Source organism: Streptomyces sp. NPDC001450, from assembly GCF_053597295.1.
Genome location: NZ_JBSFHY010000038.1, coordinates 68,574 through 89,644, shown reverse-complemented (window position 1 = coordinate 89,644; position 21,071 = coordinate 68,574). Strand labels below are relative to the sequence as shown.

Genomic DNA, 21,071 nt, shown 5'->3' with positions numbered 1-21,071 from the left:
GCCGCTTCGGAGGCGGTCTCAGACGCGGTCGATGTGCACGTTCGTGGACTTCACGCGCGCGGTGGCCTCCATGCCGACCTCCAGGCCCAGTTCCTCCACGGCCTCCCGGGTCAGCAGGGAGACCAGGCGGTGCGGGCCCGCCTGGATCTCCACCTGGGCGGCGACGTCGCCGAGCTTGATGGCGGTGACGATGCCCGGGAAGGCGTTGCGGACCGAGGTGTAGGAGGCGTCCTCCTCGCCGCCGCCCGCCTTGGCCAGTTCGACCGAGAACGCGGCGAGATCCTTGCCGTCGATGAGCCGTCGCCCGGCCACGTCGCGATGGGTGGCCACCCGGCCGGCGTCGGCCCAGCGGCGGGCGGTGTCGGGGCTCACGCCGAGCAGCCGTGCGGCCTGGCCGATCGTGTAGGACTGCATGCCGGTCACGATAGGGCCATGACGTGGGAACCGTGGACGTGGGGTTGGCCGTTGGGTATAACGCGATATAGCGTTAGTGCGTGACGGTGGGGCTCCTGTGGGGGCGTCTGAATCGGGGTGAGGGTATGTCGGCCGAGCTGGTGCCCACGGATGTGCCGTCCGGGCTGCGGGCCTCGCACGCGGACCGGGACCGCGTGGTGGACGTCCTGACGGCTGCCGCGGGGGACGGCAGACTCACTGCCGAGGAACACGAGGACCGGGTCGGGGCCGCCCTGTCGGCGCGCACGCTCGGGGAGCTGGCCGAGCTGACGACCGACCTGCCGGACGCTGCCGGGGCGGCGCCGGTCAAGGACGTCGTCCGCATCGAGCAGCAGTTTGCATCGGCCAGGCGTGGCGACGGATGGTCGGTGCCGCGCCGGATGGAGATCGACTCGGAATGGGGCGATGTGACCATCGACTTCACCCGGGCGAAGATCATTCACGAGGCGCTCCGCATCGACCTGGACCTGCGCGGGGGCAGCCTGCGGCTGCTCACCCGGCCCGGCGTGGTCGTGGACACCGACTCCCTGGTGATCGACTACGGCACGGCCAAGGTGCGGCCGGCCGGGGACCCCGGGACACCGGTCGTGCTGCGCGTGGAGATACACGGGCGGCTGAGTATGGGCCGGCTGGAGGCGCGGCCGCCGCGGCGGCTGTTCGGCAGGAAGACGGCGACGGCCTGAGGCGCGTGCCGTCTTCCTGGCCTGATACGACTGCCGTCTCCCTGACCTGATGGACCTGATGGACCTGATGGAGCTGATGTGACTGCGGGTGTGCCTCAGCCCGTGTGGACGCGCGGGCGGCGGGCGCGGTCCGGTTCCGCCTCGCGCAGCACCTCACGGGTGACCGGAGCGACCTCGCCCTGCCCGAAGAGGAAGAAGCGCAGGAAGTTGGCGAACGGGTTGCCCTCGGTCCACTCGAAGTAGATGTGCGGGGTACAGCCCGTCATGTCCCGTACGTGGAGAAGCATCGCGGCGAGGGCGTTGGGGATGGAGGAGGACTCCAGGGTCAGCACGCGGTAGCGGTTGTGCAGGACCTCGCCACGCACGGTCAGGCCCGCCTCGAACTCGGAAGGGTCGGTGACCGTGACCTCCACGAAGACGAAGTCCTCCTGTTCGGGCATCTCGTTGTCGGCCCGGATCTGCTCGATCTTGTCGCGGTACTCGGCCTTGTCGCGCCGGTCGGGCTCGTTGGCGATGAGCCGGATCTTGCGGCTGGCCATGTCCCGGACGAATCGTTCCGCCATCGGGTCCATGGACACGTGCGTCACGCGCAGCTCGAAGGCGCGGGCCAGCCGGGAGGCCAGCGAGACCAGGATGATGCCGACGATGAAGCAGGCACCGATCTTCACACCGTCCGGGCGCTCGACGACGTTCGCAACGGTCACATAGAGGAGGACGGCCGAGACGACCGCGAAGCCGATGGTCCAACCGCGCTGCGCGGCCCTGCGGGCGGCGATGGTCACCGCGATCGCCGCGGAGGACATGAGGACCAGCACGCCGGTGGCGTACGCGCCGCCCTGCGCATCGACGTTGGCGTCGAAGATCCAGGTCACCAGGAAGGCGACCAGCGTGAAGACGATCACCATCGGGCGCACCGCCCGGGCCCAGTGCGGGGCCATGCCGTAACGGGGCAGATAGCGCGGCATCAGGTTCAGCAGCCCGGCCATGGCGGAGGCGCCGGCGAACCACAGGATGGCGATCGTCGACACGTCGTAGACCGTGCCGAAGGCGTTGCCCAGGTACTCGTGCGAGAGGTAGGCCAGCGCGCGGCCGTTGGCCTGACCGCCGGTCTTGAACTCGTCCGCCGGGATGAGCACCGTCGTGATGAAGCTCGTGGCGATCAGGAATACGCTCATGATCAGCGCAGCGGCCGTCAGCAGCTTCTTGGTGTCCCGGATCCGGCCGGCGGGCCGCTCTTCGGTGTCGCCCTCGTCGCCTTGGACGTGCGGCATGACGGCGACGCCGGTCTCGAAGCCCGACAGGCCCAGAGCGAGCTTCGGGAAGACCAGCAGGGACACGCCGATCATGGCGAAGATGTTGCCGTGTTCGGTGGTCAGGGCGCTGGTCCAGTCGGTGACCACGTGGCCGGCGGTGAGGACGTGCCACAGACCGACGACCACGACCACGGCGTTCAGTCCGAGATAGACCACCACCAGGGCGACCGCGACGCCGATCGCCTCCAGGAAGCCCTTGAGGAACACGGCGCCGAGCAGGGCGACCAGCAGCAGGGTGATGAGCATCTGCTGGCCCTGCAGCGTGCTCTGCAGGTGCGGGTTCTCGATGAGGTGCGTGGAGGCGTCCGCGGCGGAGAGGGTGATGGTGATCAGGAAGTCGGTGGCCGCGAAGCCCAGCAGGGTCAGGACGAAGAGCTTGCCCTTCCAGAAGGACAGCAGTCGCTCCAGCATGGCGATGGAGCCCTCGCCGTGCGGGCTCTCCTCTGCGACCCGGCGGTACACCGGAAGTGCACCCGCCAGGGTGACTATGACGAGCACGATGGTTGCGATGGGCGACAGCAGACCGGCCGCCAGTGCCGCGATGCCCGGCTGGTAGCCGAGGGTCGAGAAGTAGTCGACACCGGTCAGGCACATCACCCGGTACCAGCGCTGGCCCTTGTGCGCCGGCTCCGGCTCGGCCTCGGGGCGGGTGTGCCCCTTGCCCATGTCCGACAGCCCCTCCAGCATCCAGGTGCGCAGGCGACTGGGAGGAGGGTGCTCGGTCGTGGCCATCGGCGTGCTCCTGGTGTGCGGCTCAGCTGTTTCCGGCCATCACGCGGACGGCGGCACCAGCGTAAGCAGAGAGTGACGCCTGGGCCCACGGATCCGGGGGCTCGGGGCGTCAATCTTGCGTTAAGAAAGACCCGACGGATGGAGGCGACACATCAAGATGCGGAGGCCCGGAGGCCGACGGCACGCGTCGGACTGTATGGGGGGCAGGGACGGCCGCGAACTCCGGCTCGGACACCCAGCGTCATCTCGTACGACACCTCCATGCTGCCCCGCGGACAGCGGAACCGCAGCCGCTGCGAGCGGGCTGACCCGCGGTGGGCCGACGCCCCGTGGTGCAGGCGGACGCGTCCGCTACTCCAGACCCGACGCCCTGAACACCTTCAGTGCCGTCTCCCGGTCGATGCGTTCCGTCAGCTGGTGCAGAGCCGTCGTGCCGGAGCGGAGCGTGCCGGAGGTCTCCGAGGCGTGGGCCGCCTCGGTCAGGCGGAGCCAGAGGTCGGGATTGCGGAGGAGCACCTCGGGGTCGATCTCGACGCGGGCGCCGAGGGCGTCGCGCAGGACCAGGCTCTTCGCGACGCCGTCCCGTGGGCGTACCGCGACCAGCCGGTCGGTGCGGACCCGGCGGGTGCGCAGCAGGCGGCGGGAGGCCAGCCAGCCCTCGCCGGCCGAGACGTGGGTGGGGAAGAGGACCAGGAAGAGGAGCAGGGCCAGCGACGCCCACAGGGCCGAGCGCCACCAGGTGAGGGTGTCGGCCACGCCGTCGACGAGCAGCAGCATGCCCAGCAGCACGGCCGCGCAGCGGGCCGAGCCGTACACGTCCGAGGTCCACTGGCGGTCGTACACCACGCAACCGGTGCCGTGCGGGTGCGGGACCGTCACCTCGGAGCGGATGTCGTCGTGGTGCTCCATGAGTTCGACGGTAGGGAGCGGAGAGCCTGGTGGGGCAGGGCCGTGCCGGATGTTGATGCGAACCTGACGGTGTGGCGCCCTGTCTTGACGCGCTCGCAGCGCCTCACAGGCCCCGCGTGTCCATGCGCAGATGCCAGGCGTTGCGCCGGTGCACCGACACCAGGTCGGACTCCAGTGGCGACGGCGGTACCGCGAGGACAGGGCAGTCGGCGTGCGCGAGGCAGTGCCGGGAGACGCGGCCCGAGAAGGCGCGCTGCAGGCCGCGCCGCCCGGCGCCCACGACCAGCAGGTCGTCGTCGCGGTCGGCGGTCGCCACCAGCGCCCTGCCCGGAGTGCCGCGAACGATCACGGCGTGCATCGGCACCCCTGGCCCGTCCTCTCCGAAGATCTCCTCGAGCACGGAGGCCAGGCGCTGCTTGGCCAGTCGTTGCCACTCCTCGACCAGCAGACCGGCAGCGGGGGAGCGGCGCGCGGCGGGATCGCCGCCGGGCGGCTCCCAGGCCAGCACCGGCCAAAGCTCCGCACCGAGCCGCCGGGCCAGCGCCGCGGCCCGGCGCAGGGCCGTGACGCTGCCCAGGGAACCGCTCACCCCGACCACCACACGGGCGGCCGCCGAGGCGTCGTAACCGGACATGACTCCACCGTTCCTCACGCATGCCCGCGGGCGACCCCCGCAGGTGGGCCCGCGTAAAGGGCTTCTCTCCCATCCCACTCCCGTGCAGGCGATTCGACCAGCCGACGGGAGCAATCTCTGGCAGCTTCCTGACGGCTCCGGCCCGTCCGGTGCCCGCGCCCGTCAGCAACCCGTCAGCGTCGGCCCGTTCGCCGTCAGCGTCGCGTCATGAGGGATCGGAGCACCGGCCGGCCGGGCATAGCGTCGAGGCAGCCCCGGTCCGCCTCCCCGCGTCCGGGGCGCTCAAGGCCACCACGCTCCTCCCAGGAGGCAACCCATGCCCGAACTCGTCTGCGGCGACGACCCGGAGCCTTCCGAGTGCACCCGGCCGGACCCCTGTTCGTCCTCGTCCGGCCGGGACGCGCCGGGTGCGCGGCCCTCCTGTTCCGCACCCCTCTCGGCGCTCGCACGGCCGTCGCCTTCACCTCCGCCCGTCGCCTGGCCGGCACGCTCGGCCCCGATCAGCCGCGGATCCGGCTCGCGGAGCCCGCGCTGCGCGCGCTGACCGCGCCGCTCGGCGTCACCACCGTCACCGCGGACCCCACGTTCACGGCCCCCGCACCCGCCGCGCGGTCGATCCCGCTCCCGGCCTTCCGGGTCACTGAGGGCAGCGCCCGATGACCACCCTGCACGAAGCAGCCGTCCCCGCCGCCCTCGCCGATCTGTCCGTCTGGCCCGCCTCGGCCGCCGAACCCCGTCCCGGCGACCTGGCCGTCGGCGGGGTCCCGCTCGCCGACGTCGCGGACCGGTTCGGCACCCCGGTCCACGTGCTCGACGAGGGCGAGGTGCGCGAGCGCTGCCGTACCTACCGGCAGGCCTTCCCCGAGGCCGAAGTCCTCTACGCGGCCAAGGCGTTCCTGTGCCGGGCCATGGTCCGCTGGACGGACGAGGAGGGCCTGGGCCTGGACGTCTGCTCGGCCGGTGAGCTTGAGCCGGCGGTCACCGACGGGCTCCCGCCCGAGCCGATCGTGCTGCACGGCAACGCCGAGCGCCGCGCGACCTGGAGCCGGCGCTGCGCCTGGGCGTGGGCCGGATCGTGATCGACAGCCCCGCGGAGATCGCCCGCCCGGCCGCCGCCCTCGGACCCGACGGCCGGCAGCAGGTGCTGGTCCGCGTGGTGCCCAAGATCGCCGCGGGCGGGCACGAGAAGATCCGCACCGGCACCGAGGACCAGCAGTTCGGCCGCTCCCTCTCCGCCGGCCACGCCCAGCACGCCATCGCCTGCATCCTCGACCAGCCGTAGCTCCGACTCGTCGGCCTGCACTGCCACTTGGGCTAGCAGATCACCGGCGCGAAGCCGTACGTCACCGCCGTGCGCCGCATGGTCGGCCTGCCGGCCCACCAGCTCATCCGACATCACCCCGTCCGACGCCACCCTCGTCCGCCGGCACTGTGCCGCGCACCGGACTCCCGGGCGGGTCGGTCTTCCCTCCCTCGCCGGCGCCGGCCCGCCCGGGCCTCGCAGTTGCTTCGTCCGCCTGAGCCCCACCGTGGGCTGTCAGTAAGATTCGCCGCCAGGTTCGAAACTTTCGACAACCTGTGAGGCGTACATGCGGACGTACGACAACCCCGTCATCCCCGGCTTCCATCCCGACCCGAGCGTGTGCCGCGTGGGGGACGACTACTACCTGGTGTGCTCCAGCTTCGAGTACTTCCCCGGCCTTCCGCTGTTCCACAGCCGGGACCTGGTGCACTGGCGCCAGATCGGCAACGTCCTCGACCGGCCCGGGCAGTTGGCGCTGTCCGACGACGTGCCGGCCTCCGGAGGTGTCTACGCGCCGACCGTCCGGCACCACGACGGGCTCTTCCACGTCATCACCACCTGTGTCGGCGCCGGCGGCACCTTCCTCGTCACCGCCGAACGCCCCGAGGGCCCCTGGTCGGACCCGGTGTGGATCGACCTGCCCGGCATCGACCCCGACCTCGCCTGGGACGAAGACGGGCAGTGCTGGTGCGCCATGGCCGGGGTCACCGTGGCCCGCATCGATCCGCGGACCGGGACGGTGCTCGAAGGGCCGCTGCCGATGTGGTCCGGCACCGGTCTGCGGGACCCCGAGGCGCCGCACCTGTACCGGATCGGGGACTGGTGGTACCTGCTGCTCGCCGAGGGCGGCACCGCGCTGGGCCACGGTGTCTCGGCCGCCCGCGCCCGATCCCCGCGCGGCCCCTGGGAGCCGGCGCCCGGCAATCCGCTGCTGTCCCACCGCGGTAGCGGTCTGCCCGTCCAGTGCACCGGCCACGCCGACCTGGTCCAGGCGGCCGACGGCAGCTGGTGGATGGTGCTGCTCGGTACCCGGCCGCGCGGCTGCTTCCCGGAGTTCCACGTCCTGGGCCGGGAGACGTTCCTGGTGCCGGTGGAGTGGGTGGACGGCTGGCCCCGGCTGGGACCGGTGCGGGAGCGGCATCCGGCACCGGCCGCCTGGGTGCCCCTCCAGCCGCCGCCCGTCCGGGACGACTTCACCGGCCGGACCCTCGCACCGCACTGGATCTCCCCGCGCCGCCGGCCCGACGGCTGCTGGTCGCTGGCCGAGCGGCCGGGCCGGCTGTCGCTGACGGCCACCGGCGACAGCCTCGACCGGCCCGGGCACACCTTCGTCGGCCGCCGCCAGCAGCACCCCGACTGCCGGGCCGCCGTGCTGCTCGACCCCGGACCGGCGTCGCGCTCCGGGCTGTCCGTCCGCCTCGACGAGGCCCACCACTACGACCTCGAAGTGGGCGGGGGCGAGGCCGCCGTGGTCGTACGGATCGGGCCGGTGCGGCAGCGGATCGCCGCACACCCGGTGCCCGCGGGCCCGGTCACCCTGGCTCTGGACATCCGTGCGACCCGGGAACCTGCACCGCTGAGCGGACCCGACAGCATCGCCTTCTCGATCGAAACTTCCGAAGGAACCGTTCGACTGGCCGAACTGGACGGTCGCTATCTCTCCACCGAGGTGGCCGGCGGCTTCACCGGACGTGTCCTCGGCGTGTACGTCACCGAGGGGAGCGCGGCCTTCGACTGGTTCGACTACGAGTCCGCGACCTGCTGCACGACATCTTGACGCTCCCAGCGCGCCTTCCTAGAGTCGCGGTTCGGAACGTTCGGGAATCTGGGCGAATGTTTCGGCCCACCGGGATGCGGCGAACGAATCGGCTGCATGCGGTGGGCCCCGCTTTCTCTTGTCGGGACCCTCTCCGAAGCAACTCCGAAAGTTTCGAAGGAGCGCATGATGGGCGACCCTGCACTGTCCCGCCGCGGCTTCCTGGCGGCCTCCGTCGCCGCCGGTCTCGGTGTGACCGCACTCAGCGGCTGCGGCGGCGACTCGGACGGAGGGTCGTCCTCGGGGACGACCACGATCGAGTGGTGGAACATCTCGACCACCGAGCCCACCAAGACCGTCTGGGCCGGCCTCGCCAAGAAGTTCGAGGCCCAGAACCCCAAGGTCAAGGTGAAGATCGTCCAGCTGGAGAACGACGCGTACAAGTCGAAGATGACAGCGCTGACCGCCTCCGGGAAGCTGCCGGACATCTTCCACACCTGGGGCGGCGGCGTGCTGAGGCAGCAGGTCGACGCGGGTCTGGTCGAGGACCTCGGCGACCGCACCAAGCCATGGGCCGACGGACTCCTGCCGGTGGCCAAGCAGCCGTACCTCCTCGACAACAAGCTGTACGGCATCCCGTTCGACATCGGCATGATCGGCTTCTGGTACAACAAGGCGCTCTTCAAGCAGGCCGGCATCACCGCGCCCCCGACCACCTGGAGCGGCTTCCTCGACGCCGTACGCACGCTGAAGGCGAAGGGCATCACCCCCCTCGCCCTCGCGGGCAAGGAGAAGTGGCCCGGCATGTACTACTGGGCCTACCTCGCGATGCGCACCGCCGGCGTCGACGCCCTGCAGAAGGCCAACGACGCCAAGGACTTCACCGGGGCCGGGTTCGTCGAGGCCGGGCAGCACCTCAAGGACCTGGTCGGGCTCCAGCCGTTCCAGAAGGGGTTCCTCGGGGCGGCCTACTCCACGCCCACCGGGCAGGCCGCCACCGTCGGCAACGGCAAGGCGGCGATGGAACTCATGGGCCAGTGGGCCCCGGTCGTGGAGGCCGACGCGGGCAAGGGTCTCGGCTCGAACCTCGGCTTCTTCCCGTTCCCCGCGGTCGAGGGCGGCAAGGGCACCATCACCGAGGTGTTCGGCGGTGGCGGCGGGCACGCCCTGCGCAAGGGCGCCCCACAGGCGGCGGTCGACTTCCTGAAGTTCTTCGCCTCGGCCACCACGGACATCGAACTGGTCAAGAAGACCAGCACCCTGCCGGTGGTCCCGGCCGCCGAGAGCGCCATCTCCGACCCCAACACCAAGGCCGTTCAGGCGCAGCTGAAGGGCGCCACCGGCTTCCAGCTCTACCTGGACCAGGCGTATGCGCCCGCCGTCGGCCAGGAGGTCAACGACAGCGTCGCCGCGCTGATCGCCGGCTCCAAGTCCCCCGAGCAGGTCGCGCAGTCGATCACCCGGACCGCGAAGGAAGAGCAGTAGCCGGCGATGACCTCCACCTTCCTCCCGGACAAGCGGTCGGGTCCCGACGTCGCCCTGCCGTCCCCGGCCGTGGCCCCGGCCCGGGGGCGGGCGCGGCGGCGCACCCTGAACTGGCTCACCGCGGTCGGCTTCCAGGTGCCCGCACTGGTGCTGTTCATCACGCTGGTGCTGCTGCCGATGCTGTTCGCGCTGTACGCCGCCTTCTTCCGCTGGGGCGGCTTCGGCATGCCCTCCGACTACACGGGCACGGACAACTTCACCCGGCTCTTCCAGGACCCGGTCTTCCTGGGCGACCTGTGGCGCTGCCTCGTCCTGGTCGCCCTGTCCCTCGCCCTGCAACTGCCGTTCGCGCTCGCCATGGCCGTGGCGCTCAACCAGCGGCTGCGCGGGCGGGCCGTGTACCGGATGCTGTTCTTCGCGCCGTACGTCCTGTCCGAGGCCATCACCGGCGTGCTGTTCGGCATGGTCTTCGCCCCGGACGACGGCCTCGCCGACCACGTCCTCGGCAGCATCGGCCTGGACGGGCTGGGCGGTGAGTGGTTCGCCGATCCGTCCTACGTCATGGCGACCCTCTTCCTGGTCATGACCTGGAAGTACTTCGGCTTCCACATGATGCTCTTCCTGGCCGGACTCCAGGCCGTTCCGGCCGAGCTGACCGAGGCGGCGCTGATCGACGGCGCCGGTCCCTGGCAGCGCTTTCGCAATGTCACCCTGCCGCTGCTCGCGCCCACCCTGCGCATCAGCGTCTTCCTGTCCGTCATCGGGTCGATCCAGCTGTTCGACCTGGTGTGGGTGATCACTCAGGGCGGCCCCGACCACCACTCCGAGACGATGGCCGTGACCATGTTCCAGTTCGGCTTCAAGCGCTACCAGGTCGGCTACGCCAGCGCGATCAGCGTGGTCATGTTCGGCATCTGCCTCGTCTTCGCCCTCGCCTACCAGCGGTTCGTGCTCCGCCGCGACCTCGAAGGGGCCACCACGACGATGAGGGGAGACGGCACGTGACCCGGAAGAGCGCACACACCCTGCCGCTGCACGTGATCCTCGTGGCCGTCGGCGCGGTGATGGTCGTACCCCTGGTGTACGCCGTCCTCTCCGGCTTCAAGTCCACCGACGAGCTGTCCAGCAACCCGTTCGGACTGCCCGAGCACTGGCTGACCGGGAACTACACCGGCATCCTCGGCTCGGGCGACTTCTGGCGGCTGGTCGGCAACAGCACGCTGATCGCGGTGGGCACGACCGTGCTCGTGGTGGCCGTGTCCGCGCTCGCGGCCTTCTCCTTCGCCCGGTTCGCCTTCCGCGGACGGGAGGTGCTGTTCACCGTGTTCACGATGGGGCTGATGTTCCCCTTCGCGGTGGCCGCCCTGCCGCTGTTCCTGCTGCTGCGCTATCTGGACCTGCTGGACAACCCGCTGGGTGTGATCCTTCCGCAGGCCGCCTTCGGACTGCCGATGACGATCATCATCCTGCGCGGCTTCTTCCGGGACATCCCCGGCGAGCTGGAGGAGGCGGCCACCCTCGACGGCTGCAGTTCCTTCGGGTTCTTCTGGCGGGTGCTGCTGCCCATGGCGCGGCCCGCGCTCGGCACCGTCTCCGTCCTCGCCGTCGTCACCAGCTGGAACAACTTCTTCCTGCCGCTGCTGGTGTTCACCGACTCCAAGTGGTGGACCCTGCCCATCGGCGTCCAGCAGTTCCAGGGCCAGTACTCGTCGGACTACGCCCGCGTCTTCGCCTACCTCGTGCTCGCCATGGTCCCCGCCCTCGCCTTCTACTCGGTCGCCGAGCGCCAGCTCGTCGGCGGCCTCACCGCCGGCGCCACCAAGGGCTGATCACTCCGGCTGATCACGCCGGCCGAGCACACCCTTCGAGAGACAGGAGTCGCACCATGCCCAAGAAGAGCACGCGTCTCAGACTCACCGGCGCCCTCGCGGCCGTCCTGGTGGCCGCCGGCCTCGCCATCGGTCCCGCCGCCCAGGCCCACGAACGGCAGCCCACCCTCGCCGACCTCGCCCAGCGCCACGGCCGGTACTTCGGCAGCGCCACCGACAATCCCGAACTCACCGACAGCGCCTACACCCGGATCCTCGGCGGCGAGTTCGACATGATCACGCCCGGCAACGGCATGAAGTGGTACGCCACCGAACCGCGGCAGGGCGTCTTCGACTGGACCAACGGCGACCAGATCGTGAACCTGGCCCGGAAGCACCACCAGCGGGTCCGCGCCCACACCCTGGTCTGGCACAGCCAACTGCCCGACTGGCTCACCTCGAAGCAGTGGACGGCCACCGAGCTGCGGGCCGTGCTGAAGAAGCACATCACCACGGAGGTGCGGCACTACCGGGGCAAGGTGTATTCCTGGGACGTCGTCAACGAGGCGTTCAACGAGGACGGCAGCTACCGCGAGACCCTCTGGTACAAGACCCTCGGCCCCGGCTACATCGCCGACGCACTGCGCTGGGCCCACCAGGCCGATCCGCACGCCAGGCTCTACCTCAACGACTACAACATCGAGGCCGTCGGCCCGAAGAGCGACGCCTACTACCGGCTGGCCCAGGATCTGACGGCGCAGGGCGTCCCGCTCGACGGCATCGGCCTCCAGGCCCACCTGGCCCTGCAGTACGGCTATCCCACCACCCTGGAGGACAACCTCCGCCGCTTCTCCCGCCTCGGCCTCGACACCGCCCTCACCGAGGTCGACGTACGGATGCAACTGCCCGCGACCACGGAGAAGCTCACCGAGCAGGCGGACTGGTACCGGGACCTGACCGCGGCCTGTCTGGCCGTGCGCCACTGTGTCGGCGTGACGATCTGGGGCTACACCGACAAGTACTCCTGGATCCCGGCCTTCTTCCCGGGCGAGGGCGCGGCCCTGCCCTGGGACGAGCAGCTGAACCCCAAGCCGGCCTACACCGCGCTGCGGGAGGCGCTGCGACAGCGTTCGGCTACGGACCGTAGCTGACCCCGGACACACGCCGGGGCCGGTGCGCACCGTGGGCGTGCGGCCGGCCCCTTGGGATCACCGGGCGGTGCGGCGGACCGCCCGGGACGCTGCTCAGGCGGCGGTCATCACCTGTTCCGCACCGAGCGGGCGGTGCGGGGCGATGACACGGCCGTCGGGCAGCAGCTCACCGGTGTCCTCGAAGAGCAGGACGCCGTTGCACAGCAGACTCCATCCCTGCTCCGGGTGGTGCGCCACGAGGCGGGCGGACTCCCGGTCGGCGGACTCGGCTGGCGGACACGGTGGCTGATGCTGGCACATGGGTGGGATCTCTCGCTCGGTCGTGGTCATCTTCGTCCCCCGTGGTGATAGTCGGTCGGAACCCAGTGTTGCCCTCTGGGCGTCATTCCGCAGGGATTTCGCAGCACCGCTTCTCACAGGTTCATGACGCGTCACCCACGCGGACGGTTCATTCCAACTGCACTGTCCCTTTGGGTGGTTCGGGGTGGCCGGATAGGACTAGTCCGTACGCAGGAGAGTCTTTTCCGGCTCGTCAGAGCGGGTAATTGCTCGTACGAGCGCATTCTATTCCCCGGGGGCGCCGCAGTCCCGGAAAAGTATTCGCATCCCGGCAAAAACAGTCGTACCCCGCTTCCCTTCCGGGCAGCGGGGTACGCGGGCGTCGTTCAGGCGGGTGAGCCGAGCAGCGGGAGGGGGGTCGCCCGATGGGTCAGGACGGGCAGCAACTCGGAGACCTGGCAGGGCCGGTGGGCGGATATGCCGGGCGGCGCCGGGGCCAGCGGTATCAGCAGGTCGGTGGCGGCCGGATGGCCCTCGGCGGGCTCGGCGGCGGGCTCGCCGTGCAGCCACAGGGTGAGCATGTACAGGCCGGGCACGGACAGCAGACGCGGCTGGTACGGCTGCTGCAGCGCCTCGGCCTGCTGCAGGGCCCGCTCGGTGGAGACGATGTAGGGGCCTTCGAAGAAGTGCGAGAAGGCCCAGCCGTCCGGGGTGAGCATGGTGTCGGCCGCGGCCACCGCGCGGTCGCCGCAACGTATCAGGAAGCGCCACCCGGCCAGCCGGGTCGCGGACAGGCCCTGCGCGGTGATCCGGTCCAACACGTACACGGGAAGCGGCAGTTCGGGCGTCGCGGGGCCCTGCGCGGCGCGCAGGGAGGGAGTTCGGGCCTCACGGACCGCGGTGGGGGAACCGAGGGCTGTGAGGACGGAGCGCAGGGCGGGCGCGGGTGCAAGGGGCACATGCAGCGGCATGGTGGGTCGCCTCTCGTTCGACAGGCGCGGCGGCGCGAGGAGGGTGGGGCGGACGGCGCTGTCTGCTCACGGGTGGCCGGAGAGGTGGGGGCCCGGATCGGTGAACGAGGGTGCGGCTGAGGCCTGCCGCCCGTCACTTCGGCGGCAGGAACACGACGGGAACCGGGGACCGCGGGCACCAACCTGAGGCCTTGTTCGCAAGGTTATACGACGCGTGTTCAGGCGATGTTTCGTCTACCGGATTCCGGTTGACCCGGCAAGGGGTCATTCAGTCGCTGATTCGCGTGAATCATCCCGATTTCCGGTCCGGGATCGCGCCGCTGACCTCGGAATACACCGTCACCGCGGTCGGCCGAATGTCGTCGGCGTTTTTCACGAGGTGGGCTGGGAACCCGAAGATGCGTACTGCGGCATGCCCCGTGAATGTGCCGCGGGGAACATTCGACAGAGTAGCGGGTACCGGGCCCGCATGGGACGTTATCGATCGCTTCGGCTGGGCATCATCCCACCTGACCCGGGACCCCGGCGGCCGGATCTGCGGCCCGCCCATCCGAGGAGGGACACTTCGATGGGGGAGAAGGTCGTGGCAGGGCAGTTCGACCTGTCCGATCGCCAGCGCTACCGCGAAAAGCTCCAAAAGTGTCTGGCGGGACTGGAGCGGCTGCTGGCCGAGAAGCGGTTCGACCGCCCGAAGAACCTCATGGGTGTGGAGATCGAATTGAATCTCGCCGGCCCCGACGGCATGCCGAAAATGCTGAACGGGCAGGTGCTGGAGCGCATCGCGAGCCGCGATTTCCAAACAGAACTCGCCAGGTTCAATCTGGAAGTGAACATAGCCCCACACCGGCTGGGCGGCCGCGTATTCGACCGGCTCGCCGAGGAACTGCGCACCTCCCTGGCGTATGCCGACCGGAAGGCCGGCGAGGTGGACGCCGGAATCGTGATGATCGGCATTCTGCCCACGCTCGAGCCCGACGACGTGGTCTCCGCCAACCTCTCCGAGGCGGATCGTTACACCCTGCTCAACGACCAGATCGTGGCCGCCCGCGGCGAGGACTTCGTCCTCGACATCGAGGGGGTGGAGCACCTGACCCGCACCTCCAGGTCCATCGCCCCCGAGGCCGCGTGCACCTCCGTCCAGCTGCACCTCCAGGTCACCCCGGCCCGCTTCGCCGACGTGTGGAACGCGGCGCAGGTGGCGTCGGCCGCGCAGATCGCCGTCGGCGCCAACTCGCCCTTCCTGTTCGGGCACGAGCTGTGGCGCGAGTCGCGGGTGCCGCTGTTCCTGCAGGCCACCGACACCCGCCCGCCGGAACTCCAGGCCCAGGGGGTGCGGCCGCGCATCTGGTTCGGCGAACGCTGGATCTCCTCCGCGTTCGACCTGTTCGAGGAGAACCTGCGCTTCTTCCCGCCCCTGCTGCCGATCTGCGACGCCGAGGAGCCGCTGGAGGTCCTGGACGCCGGCGGCGTACCCCGACTCGCCGAACTCGTCCTGCACAACGGCACGATCTACCGCTGGAACCGGCCCGTCTACGACATCGCGAACGGCGTCCCGCACCTGCGCGTGGAGAACCGGGTGCTGCCGGCCGGGCCGACCGTCACCGACGTGATCGCCAACGCGGCCTTCTACTACGGCCTGGTGCGCGCCCTCGCCGAGGAGTCCCGGCCGATGTGGACCCGGCTGCCCTTCGCGGCGGCCGAGGCCAACTTCGACGCGGCGTGCCGGTACGGCATCGACGCGCGCTTCGTCTGGCCGCGACGGGGACGCTACGGCGGAACCGGCGAGGTCGACGCGGTCACCCTGGTCCGCGACGAGCTGCTGCCGCTGGCCTCGGCGGGACTGGACGCGTGGGGCGTGGAAGCCGCCGACCGGGATCTCTACCTCGGCGTCATCGAGGAGCGGTGCCGGCGTCGGGTCAACGGGGCGTCCTGGCAGGCGGCCACCTTCCACCGGGCCCTGGAACAGGGACTCGGACGCGACGCTGCCCTGGCCGCGACGACCCGGCGCTATGCCGACCTGATGCAGGCGGGGGAGCCGGTGCACACCTGGCCCGTCGGGTTGCCCGAGCCGGTGCCGCTCGGCTGAGGGCCGTCGGCCCACCGGGGAAGCCTGCCCGGGCACGCACTCCACAGGTCGATCCGGCATGCTGTGACCTCGCATGACCGGACCGAAGGCAGGAGTGCACGTGGAGGCTGACCCGGTGGCCGAGTCGTACCCGCGGGAGCGGTTCTCGCGGCGGATCTTCCGCGACGAGACACTGCTCGTCCTGGGGCTCTCGCTGGGCGCGAGCGGGGTGTCCGCGCTGATCAGCTTCGTCGGGTCGGTCACCAAACCGGGCGGGCTCAAGGAGCAGGCGGCCACCCTCAACGCCTCTGCCGCGCCCGGCCGCCCCTGGCTCGACCTCGCCTGGCAGCTCTTCGGCATCGCCAGCGCGCTGGTCCCCGTGGCCCTGGTCGCGCACCTGCTGCTGCGCGAGGGCGAGAGCATGCGCACGCTGGGCTTCGACCGCACCCGCCCCTGGCCCGACCTCGGCCGGGGCGCGGGCGTCGCGGCCGTGATCGGAAGCACCGGCATCGCCTTCTACCTGGCCGCCCGCGGCCTCGGCTTCAACCTCACCGTGGTGCCCGAGGCGCTGCCCGACGTGTGGTGGAAGTACCCGGTGCTGATCCTGTCCGCCCTGCAGAACGCGATCCTCGAAGAGGTCATCGTCGTCGGCTATCTGCTGCGCAGACTGGGGCAGTTGGGCTGGACCCCGGGGACCGCACTGGTGGCCAGCGCGGTCCTGCGCGGCTCGTACCACCTCTACCAGGGCATCGGCGGCTTCATCGGCAACATGGTCATGGGCGTGGTCTTCGTCTGGCTCTACCGCCGCTGGGGCCGGGTCGGCCCGCTGGTCGTCGCGCACTCCCTGCTCGACATCGGCGCCTTCGTCGGCTACGCCCTCCTCGCCGGCAAGGTGGGCTGGCTCCCCACGGCCTAGGACTCTGACAGTTCCCGCCTGCCGCGCAGAAAGGCCCTAGGACCCCAGCAGTTCGCCCTCGATGACCGTGACCGCGCCACCGGTGAGCAGGGTGCGGTCGCCGCGCAGTCCGGTGCGGACCAGGCCGGTGCGGCGGGAGGCCTGCAGGCCGGTGAGGTCGTCCCGGGCCAGGCGGGCGGACCAGTGCGGGGCGAGCGAGGTGTGCGCGCTGCCGGTGACCGGGTCCTCGTCGATGCCGAGGTTCGGGAAGAAGCAGCGGGACACGTAGTCGTAGCCGAGGGACGGGTCGTCGGCGAGGGCGGTGGCGATGACGCCGCGCGAGGAGTGGGCCGCGAGGGACTTGAAGTCCGGGGCGAGCCCGCGGACCGTCCGCTCGTCGGCCAGCTCGACCAGCAGGTCGCCGACGTCGGGGCCGGTGTCGTGGGCACCGAGCGGTTCGGCGCCCAGCGCCTCGGCGAGCCCGGCCGGGATCTCGACCGGGGTGAGCGGGGCGGTCGGGAAGTCCAGGGTGATCGAGCCGTCCGCACCGGGTGTGGCGATGAGCACCCCGCTGCGGGTGGCGAACCGCACCGGCCCCTCGTGGGCACCGGTGGTGTACAGGACATGGGCGGTGGCGAGGGTGGCGTGCCCGCACATCGCGACCTCGGTGACGGGCGTGAACCAGCGCAGCGCCCAGTCCGCGGCGCCGCCCTCGGGTAGCCGGTGCGCGAACGCCGTCTCCGCGTGGTTGACCTCCAGAGCGACCTTCTGGAGCCAGTCGTCCTCCGGGAAGACGTCGTCCAGGATCAGGACTCCGGCCGGGTTGCCGGCGAAGGGGCGGTCGGTGAAGGCGTCGACGATTCGGATGCGCATGGCCCCGACGCTAGGTGCGCGGGAAGCCACGGGGCCAAGGCCAATTCACTAGCCCTGGACCGATTTCACGCCGGCGCCGCGGCCGGCCGTGACCCACGGGGCGAGTTGGGCGACGCCGAACGCCACCTCCACGACGAGGAACGGCCACAGCACCGCCGGACCGCCGTGCGCCAGCGCGTACGCCTGCCACAGCGCGAAGAGCGTGCGCGCCACTCCGTCCAGGAGCCCGTGCAGCGGCAGCGGTCGTACGACCCGCAGGACGGACCAGACGACCACGACCGAGCCCATCAGGTTGGCGTACAGGATCTGCATCGGGTCGAGCGCGGGGAAGGCACCCAGCCCGGCCGCGTCACCCGCCTCCGCCAGCAGGTCGTGCACCAGCGCGTACGTCCACGGCGTCGCGAAGCCGGCGGTGACGAGCAGGTCGTACCAGCCGCTGGCCCGTACCAGGCGGAGATAGGCGGGGCGGGAGGGGACAGGCGAAATCCTCACGAAGAACTCCTCGGGTGGGGCCGTCTCTGACGCGGCTCACGCTAAACAGCGGAGTACGCTCCAAGGTCAAGTCCGGGGAGCGGCGGGGGAGTCATGCGCATCGGAGAACTGGCCGCACAGGCGGGCCTGTCCAAGGACACCGTTCGCTTCTACGAGCGGATCGGGCTGATCGAGGGACGCCGCCTGTCCAACGGCTACCGCGACTTCCCGCCCGAGACGGTGACCTGGCTGCACTACGTCCGCACCGCACAGACCCTCGGCTTCACGCTTGCGGAGATCGCCCGGCACGGCGCGGACCTGCGCGACGCCCCGGACAGCGCCGAGGCACTGTCCGCACTGCTCGCCGACAAGATCCGGATCATCGACACCCGCATGTCCGAACTCGCGGCCCTGCGAGCCGATCTCACGTCCCGCGTCGGAACGGGCTGCCCACTGCGGGCGACTGGGACGGACGCCTGAGCCCCACCGGGACGACCGTCACGTCCTGCTCCTCCGGCTCCCAGGCCTGGAGCAGGTCGAAGAGACGTCGGTCGCGGTCGAGCTTCACGGAGTCCACCGGAATACGGCCGTACAGGGTGAGGACCAGCTCCCCGGCCGTGCCCCGGCAGAGGCGGCGGGCGTGTCCGCGCCCTCGCGGGCAGCGGCCTCGTACCGCCAGGCGCTCGTTGTGCAGCGGGTGGACAGGAACTCGTCGACACCGTCGAGTGCCTCCTCGTCCAGCAGCGGTCGTGGGGCACCCAGGGTGATCCGGGCGTCGTAGGTGTGCACCGCGATCTCCTGGAGCTGGTGCCGAGTGAAGGCACCGGACGGCTGCGGCGACTCCGACGCACACCACCACGTCCGGCGGTCACGATCCGGGCCGGCCTCGCGCAGCGCCCTCAGCAGCTGCTCCGTCGACTCGGCCGACCAGGCCGGCAGTGCCTCGCGCTCCCGGGGCGGCCGGGGCGCTCTCCGAAGCGGTCTCGGCCGGGAGAACGGAGGCGGGCCGTGCGGCGACGGTGGCGGCTCAGAAGCGGTGAGCCGAGGCGGCGGGCGCGGCCGCGCGCCCCGGGAGTTGTCCTGTCTCAACGAAATTGGTCACGCGTATTCCGCTGACCTGCGTGGACTGGGTTCCACGGCCTAGCTCGCCACACGGTAGCGGAGGTAGACGACTCTTGAGCTGAAGGTGCGGGTCTCGACGAGTTCGAGATCCACCCGGCGCTCGTGCTGGGGGAAGAACGGAATGCCACCGCCGACCAGCACCGGGTAGACCCTGGCCCGGTACTCGTCGATCAGACCCAACGCGGCCGCCTCGGCGGCGAGCGTCGCGCCGCCGATCGCGATGTCGCCCTCCCCCGGCTCGGCCCGCAACCGCTCGATCTCCTCCGCCAGCCCGCCGGAGGCCAGGCGGGCATTGCCCTGCACCGCCGACAGCGTCGTGGAGAACACCACCTTGGGGAGCGGCTTCCAGATCGCGGCAAACTCGAGCATTGAGGCGTCGAGCGATGGATCCTGGTCGGCGGTCTCCCAGTACAGCATCGTCTCGTACAGCCGTCGTCCCAACAGGTGGACGCCGACCTCTCGTACCTCGTCGGTGGCGAAGCGAACGACCTCCTCGTCGGGCGCCGTCCAGTCGAAGCCGCCGTCCGGCCCGACGATGTAGCCGTCGAGTGAGACGCCCATCGAATACGTCACGCTGCGCATCAGAAGTCCTCCTCGGTAACGGGTTCGACAGTACGACCGCCGGACGCCGCAGGACTCATCGCGGCTCGCGGGATCCCCTCAGATCTCCCGCCCCACGCGAAGATCATCATGAAGGGCGGCGATCTTCGATTCCGCCGAAGCCTGTGGGGGAGCCTGCTGATGTCGACTTGCTCGTCGGCGTCGGCGTCGGCGTCGGCGTCGGCGTAGAGGAATTCGGGCAGGGCCAGTTCCAGGGTGCCTGGGAGCGAGCCAAGTCCGAGAAGGGGCTTGTCGCGCTCTCGGTACCGATATATCGTCGAGACATCGCGTAAGGAACGCGAGTGATACGTGACTGATCAGCGATGGAATGGAGTGATCGCGATGCGCACCCACGGATTCGAGCGTGGACATCGGCAGGACGGCCCGGGTCGGCACGGCTGGGGCGGGTTCGGTGGATTCGAAGGGCGTCGGGGTGCCTTCGGGCCCTTCGGGCCGGCTGGTCCCGGGTTCGGGCCCGGCTTCGGACCGGGACCCTGGGGGCCGCGAGGGCGCGGTGGCCCGAGGGGAAGGGCGCGGCGCGGTGACGTGCGCGCCTCGATCCTGGCCCTGCTCAAGGACCGGCCCATGCACGGCTACGAGATGATCCAGGAGATCGCCGAGCGCAGCGGCGGCGCGTGGAAGCCCAGCCCCGGCTCGGTCTACCCCACCCTCCAGCTGCTGGAGGACGAGGGCCTGATCACCAGCGAGAGCGAGGGGGGCAAGAAGCTGTTCTCCCTGACCGAGAGTGGCCGCAGTGCCGCCGAGGAAGGTCCGGAGGCCCCGTGGGAGGAGGCCTCGCGCGGGGTCGACTTCGAGGCCCTTGGTGAGATCCGGCAGGCCGGCTTCGGCCTGATGCAGGCCTTCGGGCAGGTCTGGAACACCGGCACCAAGGAACAGCGCGAGAAGGCGCTGGCCGTCATCAACGACGCCCGCAAGAAGCTGTACCTCATCCTCGCCGACGAGGACTGAGGCCCTGGGTGACGGAAGGCGCCCCGTGGAGACTCCGCGGGGCGCCTTCCCGTGTCCGCTCTCGTGTCCGGCTTCAGGCCACCAGTGCGCCGAGCTTGCGGAGCGACTCGTTCAGGGCGGCCGTCGCCGAGTCCTTGAGCTTGCCCGCCATCAGTGACACCGCGGCGCCGGTGAACTCGCCGTCGATGCGGACCGCCGTGGCGTCGCCGTCGGGGGTGAGTGTGTAGCGGGTGGCCACGGTCACGGCCATCGGGCCCTTGCCGCGGATGGCGAACACCCGTGCCGGCTCCAGCTCCTCGATGGTCCAGTCGACCTCGGCCGGGAAGCCCATCAGCTTCATGTTCTCCTGGAACGTGCCGCCCACCGCGAGGGTCTCGGGTCCGCCCTTGGGGAAGCTGGTGTGGGTCGCGTTCCACTCGCCGTACGCCGACCAGTCGGTGAGCTGGGTCCACACCTTCTCGGCCGGTGCCTGGATGCGTGCCTCGGCGCTGACTTCGGCCATGCGACCACCCCTTCGGTTCGGGCTTCGGTGTCGCGGAACGTAGTCGCAGGGCCTCGAACATTCAATACTGATGAACCGTCAGAAATTGTGGTGGTCT

The 21,071-nt window shown here is 70.6% G+C and carries 21 protein-coding genes and 2 pseudogenes; 12 read left to right on the top strand and 11 right to left on the bottom strand.

What is annotated here, in order from left to right; genetic code table 11:
• Positions 1-18 precede the first annotated feature (18 nt).
• Positions 19-414 (bottom strand): TOBE domain-containing protein, encoded by a 396-nt coding sequence (locus ACWC5O_RS33870; protein ID WP_450583238.1) that lies wholly within the window; start codon positions 412-414, stop codon positions 19-21.
• A gap of 125 nt (positions 415-539) precedes the next feature.
• Here ACWC5O_RS33870 and ACWC5O_RS33865 point away from each other — a divergent pair, with 125 nt between their 5' ends.
• Positions 540-1,136 carry a DUF1707 SHOCT-like domain-containing protein gene (locus tag ACWC5O_RS33865; RefSeq protein ID WP_450781138.1) on the top strand — a complete coding sequence of 199 codons (597 nt, stop codon included), beginning with the start codon at positions 540-542 and terminating at the stop codon, positions 1,134-1,136.
• A 95-nt stretch (positions 1,137-1,231) separates the two neighbouring features.
• On the opposite strand, the gene ACWC5O_RS33860 is transcribed toward ACWC5O_RS33865, so the two are convergent.
• The 3 genes from ACWC5O_RS33860 to ACWC5O_RS33850 all read right to left on the bottom strand — a co-directional run bounded on the left by ACWC5O_RS33860 (position 1,232) and on the right by ACWC5O_RS33850 (position 4,724).
• Positions 1,232-3,181 carry an amino acid transporter gene (locus ACWC5O_RS33860; RefSeq protein ID WP_450583242.1) on the bottom strand — a complete coding sequence of 650 codons (1,950 nt, stop codon included), beginning with the start codon at positions 3,179-3,181 and terminating at the stop codon, positions 1,232-1,234.
• 351 nt (positions 3,182-3,532) lie between these two features.
• Entirely contained in the window at positions 3,533-4,090 is a 558-nt protein-coding gene (locus ACWC5O_RS33855; RefSeq protein WP_450583244.1) for a hypothetical protein, read from the bottom strand.
• 103 nt (positions 4,091-4,193) lie between these two features.
• The gene (locus tag ACWC5O_RS33850; RefSeq protein WP_450583245.1) at positions 4,194-4,724 is read right to left on the bottom strand and encodes a universal stress protein; all 531 of its coding nucleotides are present in this window, start codon (positions 4,722-4,724) and stop codon (positions 4,194-4,196) included.
• Between the two features lie 357 nt (positions 4,725-5,081).
• Between ACWC5O_RS33850 and ACWC5O_RS33845 the strand changes: the two genes are divergently transcribed.
• The 7 genes and pseudogenes from ACWC5O_RS33845 to ACWC5O_RS33815 all read left to right on the top strand — a co-directional run bounded on the left by ACWC5O_RS33845 (position 5,082) and on the right by ACWC5O_RS33815 (position 12,227).
• The gene (locus tag ACWC5O_RS33845) at positions 5,082-5,384 is read left to right on the top strand and encodes an SAV_915 family protein (RefSeq protein ID WP_450583247.1); all 303 of its coding nucleotides are present in this window, start codon (positions 5,082-5,084) and stop codon (positions 5,382-5,384) included.
• Positions 5,381-6,120, top strand: a pseudogene (locus ACWC5O_RS33840) (diaminopimelate decarboxylase family protein); the annotation flags it as partial. The gene ACWC5O_RS33845 and the pseudogene ACWC5O_RS33840, both read left to right, overlap by 4 nt.
• A gap of 193 nt (positions 6,121-6,313) precedes the next feature.
• Positions 6,314-7,804, top strand: coding sequence for a glycoside hydrolase family 43 protein (locus ACWC5O_RS33835; protein ID WP_450583249.1), 1,491 nt, complete (start codon positions 6,314-6,316; stop codon positions 7,802-7,804).
• A 168-nt stretch (positions 7,805-7,972) separates the two neighbouring features.
• Positions 7,973-9,268 carry an extracellular solute-binding protein gene (locus tag ACWC5O_RS33830; protein ID WP_450583699.1) on the top strand — a complete coding sequence of 432 codons (1,296 nt, stop codon included), beginning with the start codon at positions 7,973-7,975 and terminating at the stop codon, positions 9,266-9,268.
• A 6-nt stretch (positions 9,269-9,274) separates the two neighbouring features.
• Positions 9,275-10,273, top strand: coding sequence for a carbohydrate ABC transporter permease (locus ACWC5O_RS33825; RefSeq protein WP_450583251.1), 999 nt, complete (start codon positions 9,275-9,277; stop codon positions 10,271-10,273).
• Between the two features lie 59 nt (positions 10,274-10,332).
• Positions 10,333-11,097, top strand: coding sequence for a carbohydrate ABC transporter permease (locus ACWC5O_RS33820; RefSeq protein ID WP_244201699.1), 765 nt, complete (start codon positions 10,333-10,335; stop codon positions 11,095-11,097).
• 56 nt (positions 11,098-11,153) lie between these two features.
• Complete coding sequence (locus tag ACWC5O_RS33815; protein WP_450583253.1) at positions 11,154-12,227, top strand: endo-1,4-beta-xylanase; 1,074 nt, start codon at positions 11,154-11,156, stop codon at positions 12,225-12,227.
• A gap of 93 nt (positions 12,228-12,320) precedes the next feature.
• Here the strand turns inward: ACWC5O_RS33815 and ACWC5O_RS33810 are convergent, their stop codons facing one another.
• Positions 12,321-12,527, bottom strand: coding sequence for a DUF5999 family protein (locus tag ACWC5O_RS33810; RefSeq protein WP_041665012.1), 207 nt, complete (start codon positions 12,525-12,527; stop codon positions 12,321-12,323).
• Between the two features lie 365 nt (positions 12,528-12,892).
• Entirely contained in the window at positions 12,893-13,477 is a 585-nt protein-coding gene (locus ACWC5O_RS33805) for a hypothetical protein (protein ID WP_450583254.1), read from the bottom strand.
• A 568-nt stretch (positions 13,478-14,045) separates the two neighbouring features.
• Here ACWC5O_RS33805 and ACWC5O_RS33800 point away from each other — a divergent pair.
• Positions 14,046-15,563, top strand: a complete 1,518-nt coding sequence (locus ACWC5O_RS33800; protein WP_450583256.1) for a glutamate--cysteine ligase — start codon at positions 14,046-14,048, stop codon at positions 15,561-15,563.
• Positions 15,564-15,657: 94 nt separating this feature from the next.
• Positions 15,658-16,458: a CPBP family intramembrane glutamic endopeptidase gene (locus ACWC5O_RS33795; RefSeq protein WP_450583701.1), complete on the top strand. Its 801-nt coding sequence runs from the start codon at positions 15,658-15,660 to the stop codon at positions 16,456-16,458.
• 36 nt (positions 16,459-16,494) lie between these two features.
• Here ACWC5O_RS33795 and ACWC5O_RS33790 read toward each other — a convergent pair whose 3' ends face one another.
• Both ACWC5O_RS33790 and ACWC5O_RS33785 read right to left on the bottom strand, forming a co-directional pair.
• Positions 16,495-17,310 carry a PhzF family phenazine biosynthesis protein gene (locus ACWC5O_RS33790; protein ID WP_450583258.1) on the bottom strand — a complete coding sequence of 272 codons (816 nt, stop codon included), beginning with the start codon at positions 17,308-17,310 and terminating at the stop codon, positions 16,495-16,497.
• A 48-nt stretch (positions 17,311-17,358) separates the two neighbouring features.
• Positions 17,359-17,802 carry a hypothetical protein gene (locus ACWC5O_RS33785; RefSeq protein ID WP_450583259.1) on the bottom strand — a complete coding sequence of 148 codons (444 nt, stop codon included), beginning with the start codon at positions 17,800-17,802 and terminating at the stop codon, positions 17,359-17,361.
• A gap of 93 nt (positions 17,803-17,895) precedes the next feature.
• Here ACWC5O_RS33785 and ACWC5O_RS33780 point away from each other — a divergent pair, with 93 nt between their 5' ends.
• On the top strand, positions 17,896-18,261 hold the full coding sequence (locus tag ACWC5O_RS33780) for a MerR family transcriptional regulator (protein WP_450583261.1): 366 nt from the start codon (positions 17,896-17,898) through the stop codon (positions 18,259-18,261).
• Here the strand turns inward: ACWC5O_RS33780 and ACWC5O_RS33775 are convergent.
• Together ACWC5O_RS33775 and ACWC5O_RS33770 are read right to left on the bottom strand one after the other, a co-directional pair.
• Positions 18,206-18,808: pseudogene (locus ACWC5O_RS33775) on the bottom strand (maleylpyruvate isomerase N-terminal domain-containing protein); the annotation flags it as partial. The gene ACWC5O_RS33780 and the pseudogene ACWC5O_RS33775 sit on opposite strands and share 56 nt — an antisense overlap.
• A 113-nt stretch (positions 18,809-18,921) precedes the next feature.
• Complete coding sequence (locus tag ACWC5O_RS33770; protein ID WP_450583262.1) at positions 18,922-19,485, bottom strand: dihydrofolate reductase family protein; 564 nt, start codon at positions 19,483-19,485, stop codon at positions 18,922-18,924.
• A gap of 360 nt (positions 19,486-19,845) precedes the next feature.
• Between ACWC5O_RS33770 and ACWC5O_RS33765 the strand changes: the two genes are divergently transcribed.
• A complete protein-coding gene (locus ACWC5O_RS33765; RefSeq protein WP_450583263.1) occupies positions 19,846-20,472 on the top strand; it encodes a PadR family transcriptional regulator in 627 nt (208 codons plus the stop codon).
• Positions 20,473-20,545: 73 nt separating this feature from the next.
• On the opposite strand, the gene ACWC5O_RS33760 is transcribed toward ACWC5O_RS33765, so the two are convergent.
• The gene (locus ACWC5O_RS33760; RefSeq protein WP_450583265.1) at positions 20,546-20,974 is read right to left on the bottom strand and encodes a type II toxin-antitoxin system Rv0910 family toxin; all 429 of its coding nucleotides are present in this window, start codon (positions 20,972-20,974) and stop codon (positions 20,546-20,548) included.
• Between the last annotated feature and the right edge of the window lie 97 nt (positions 20,975-21,071).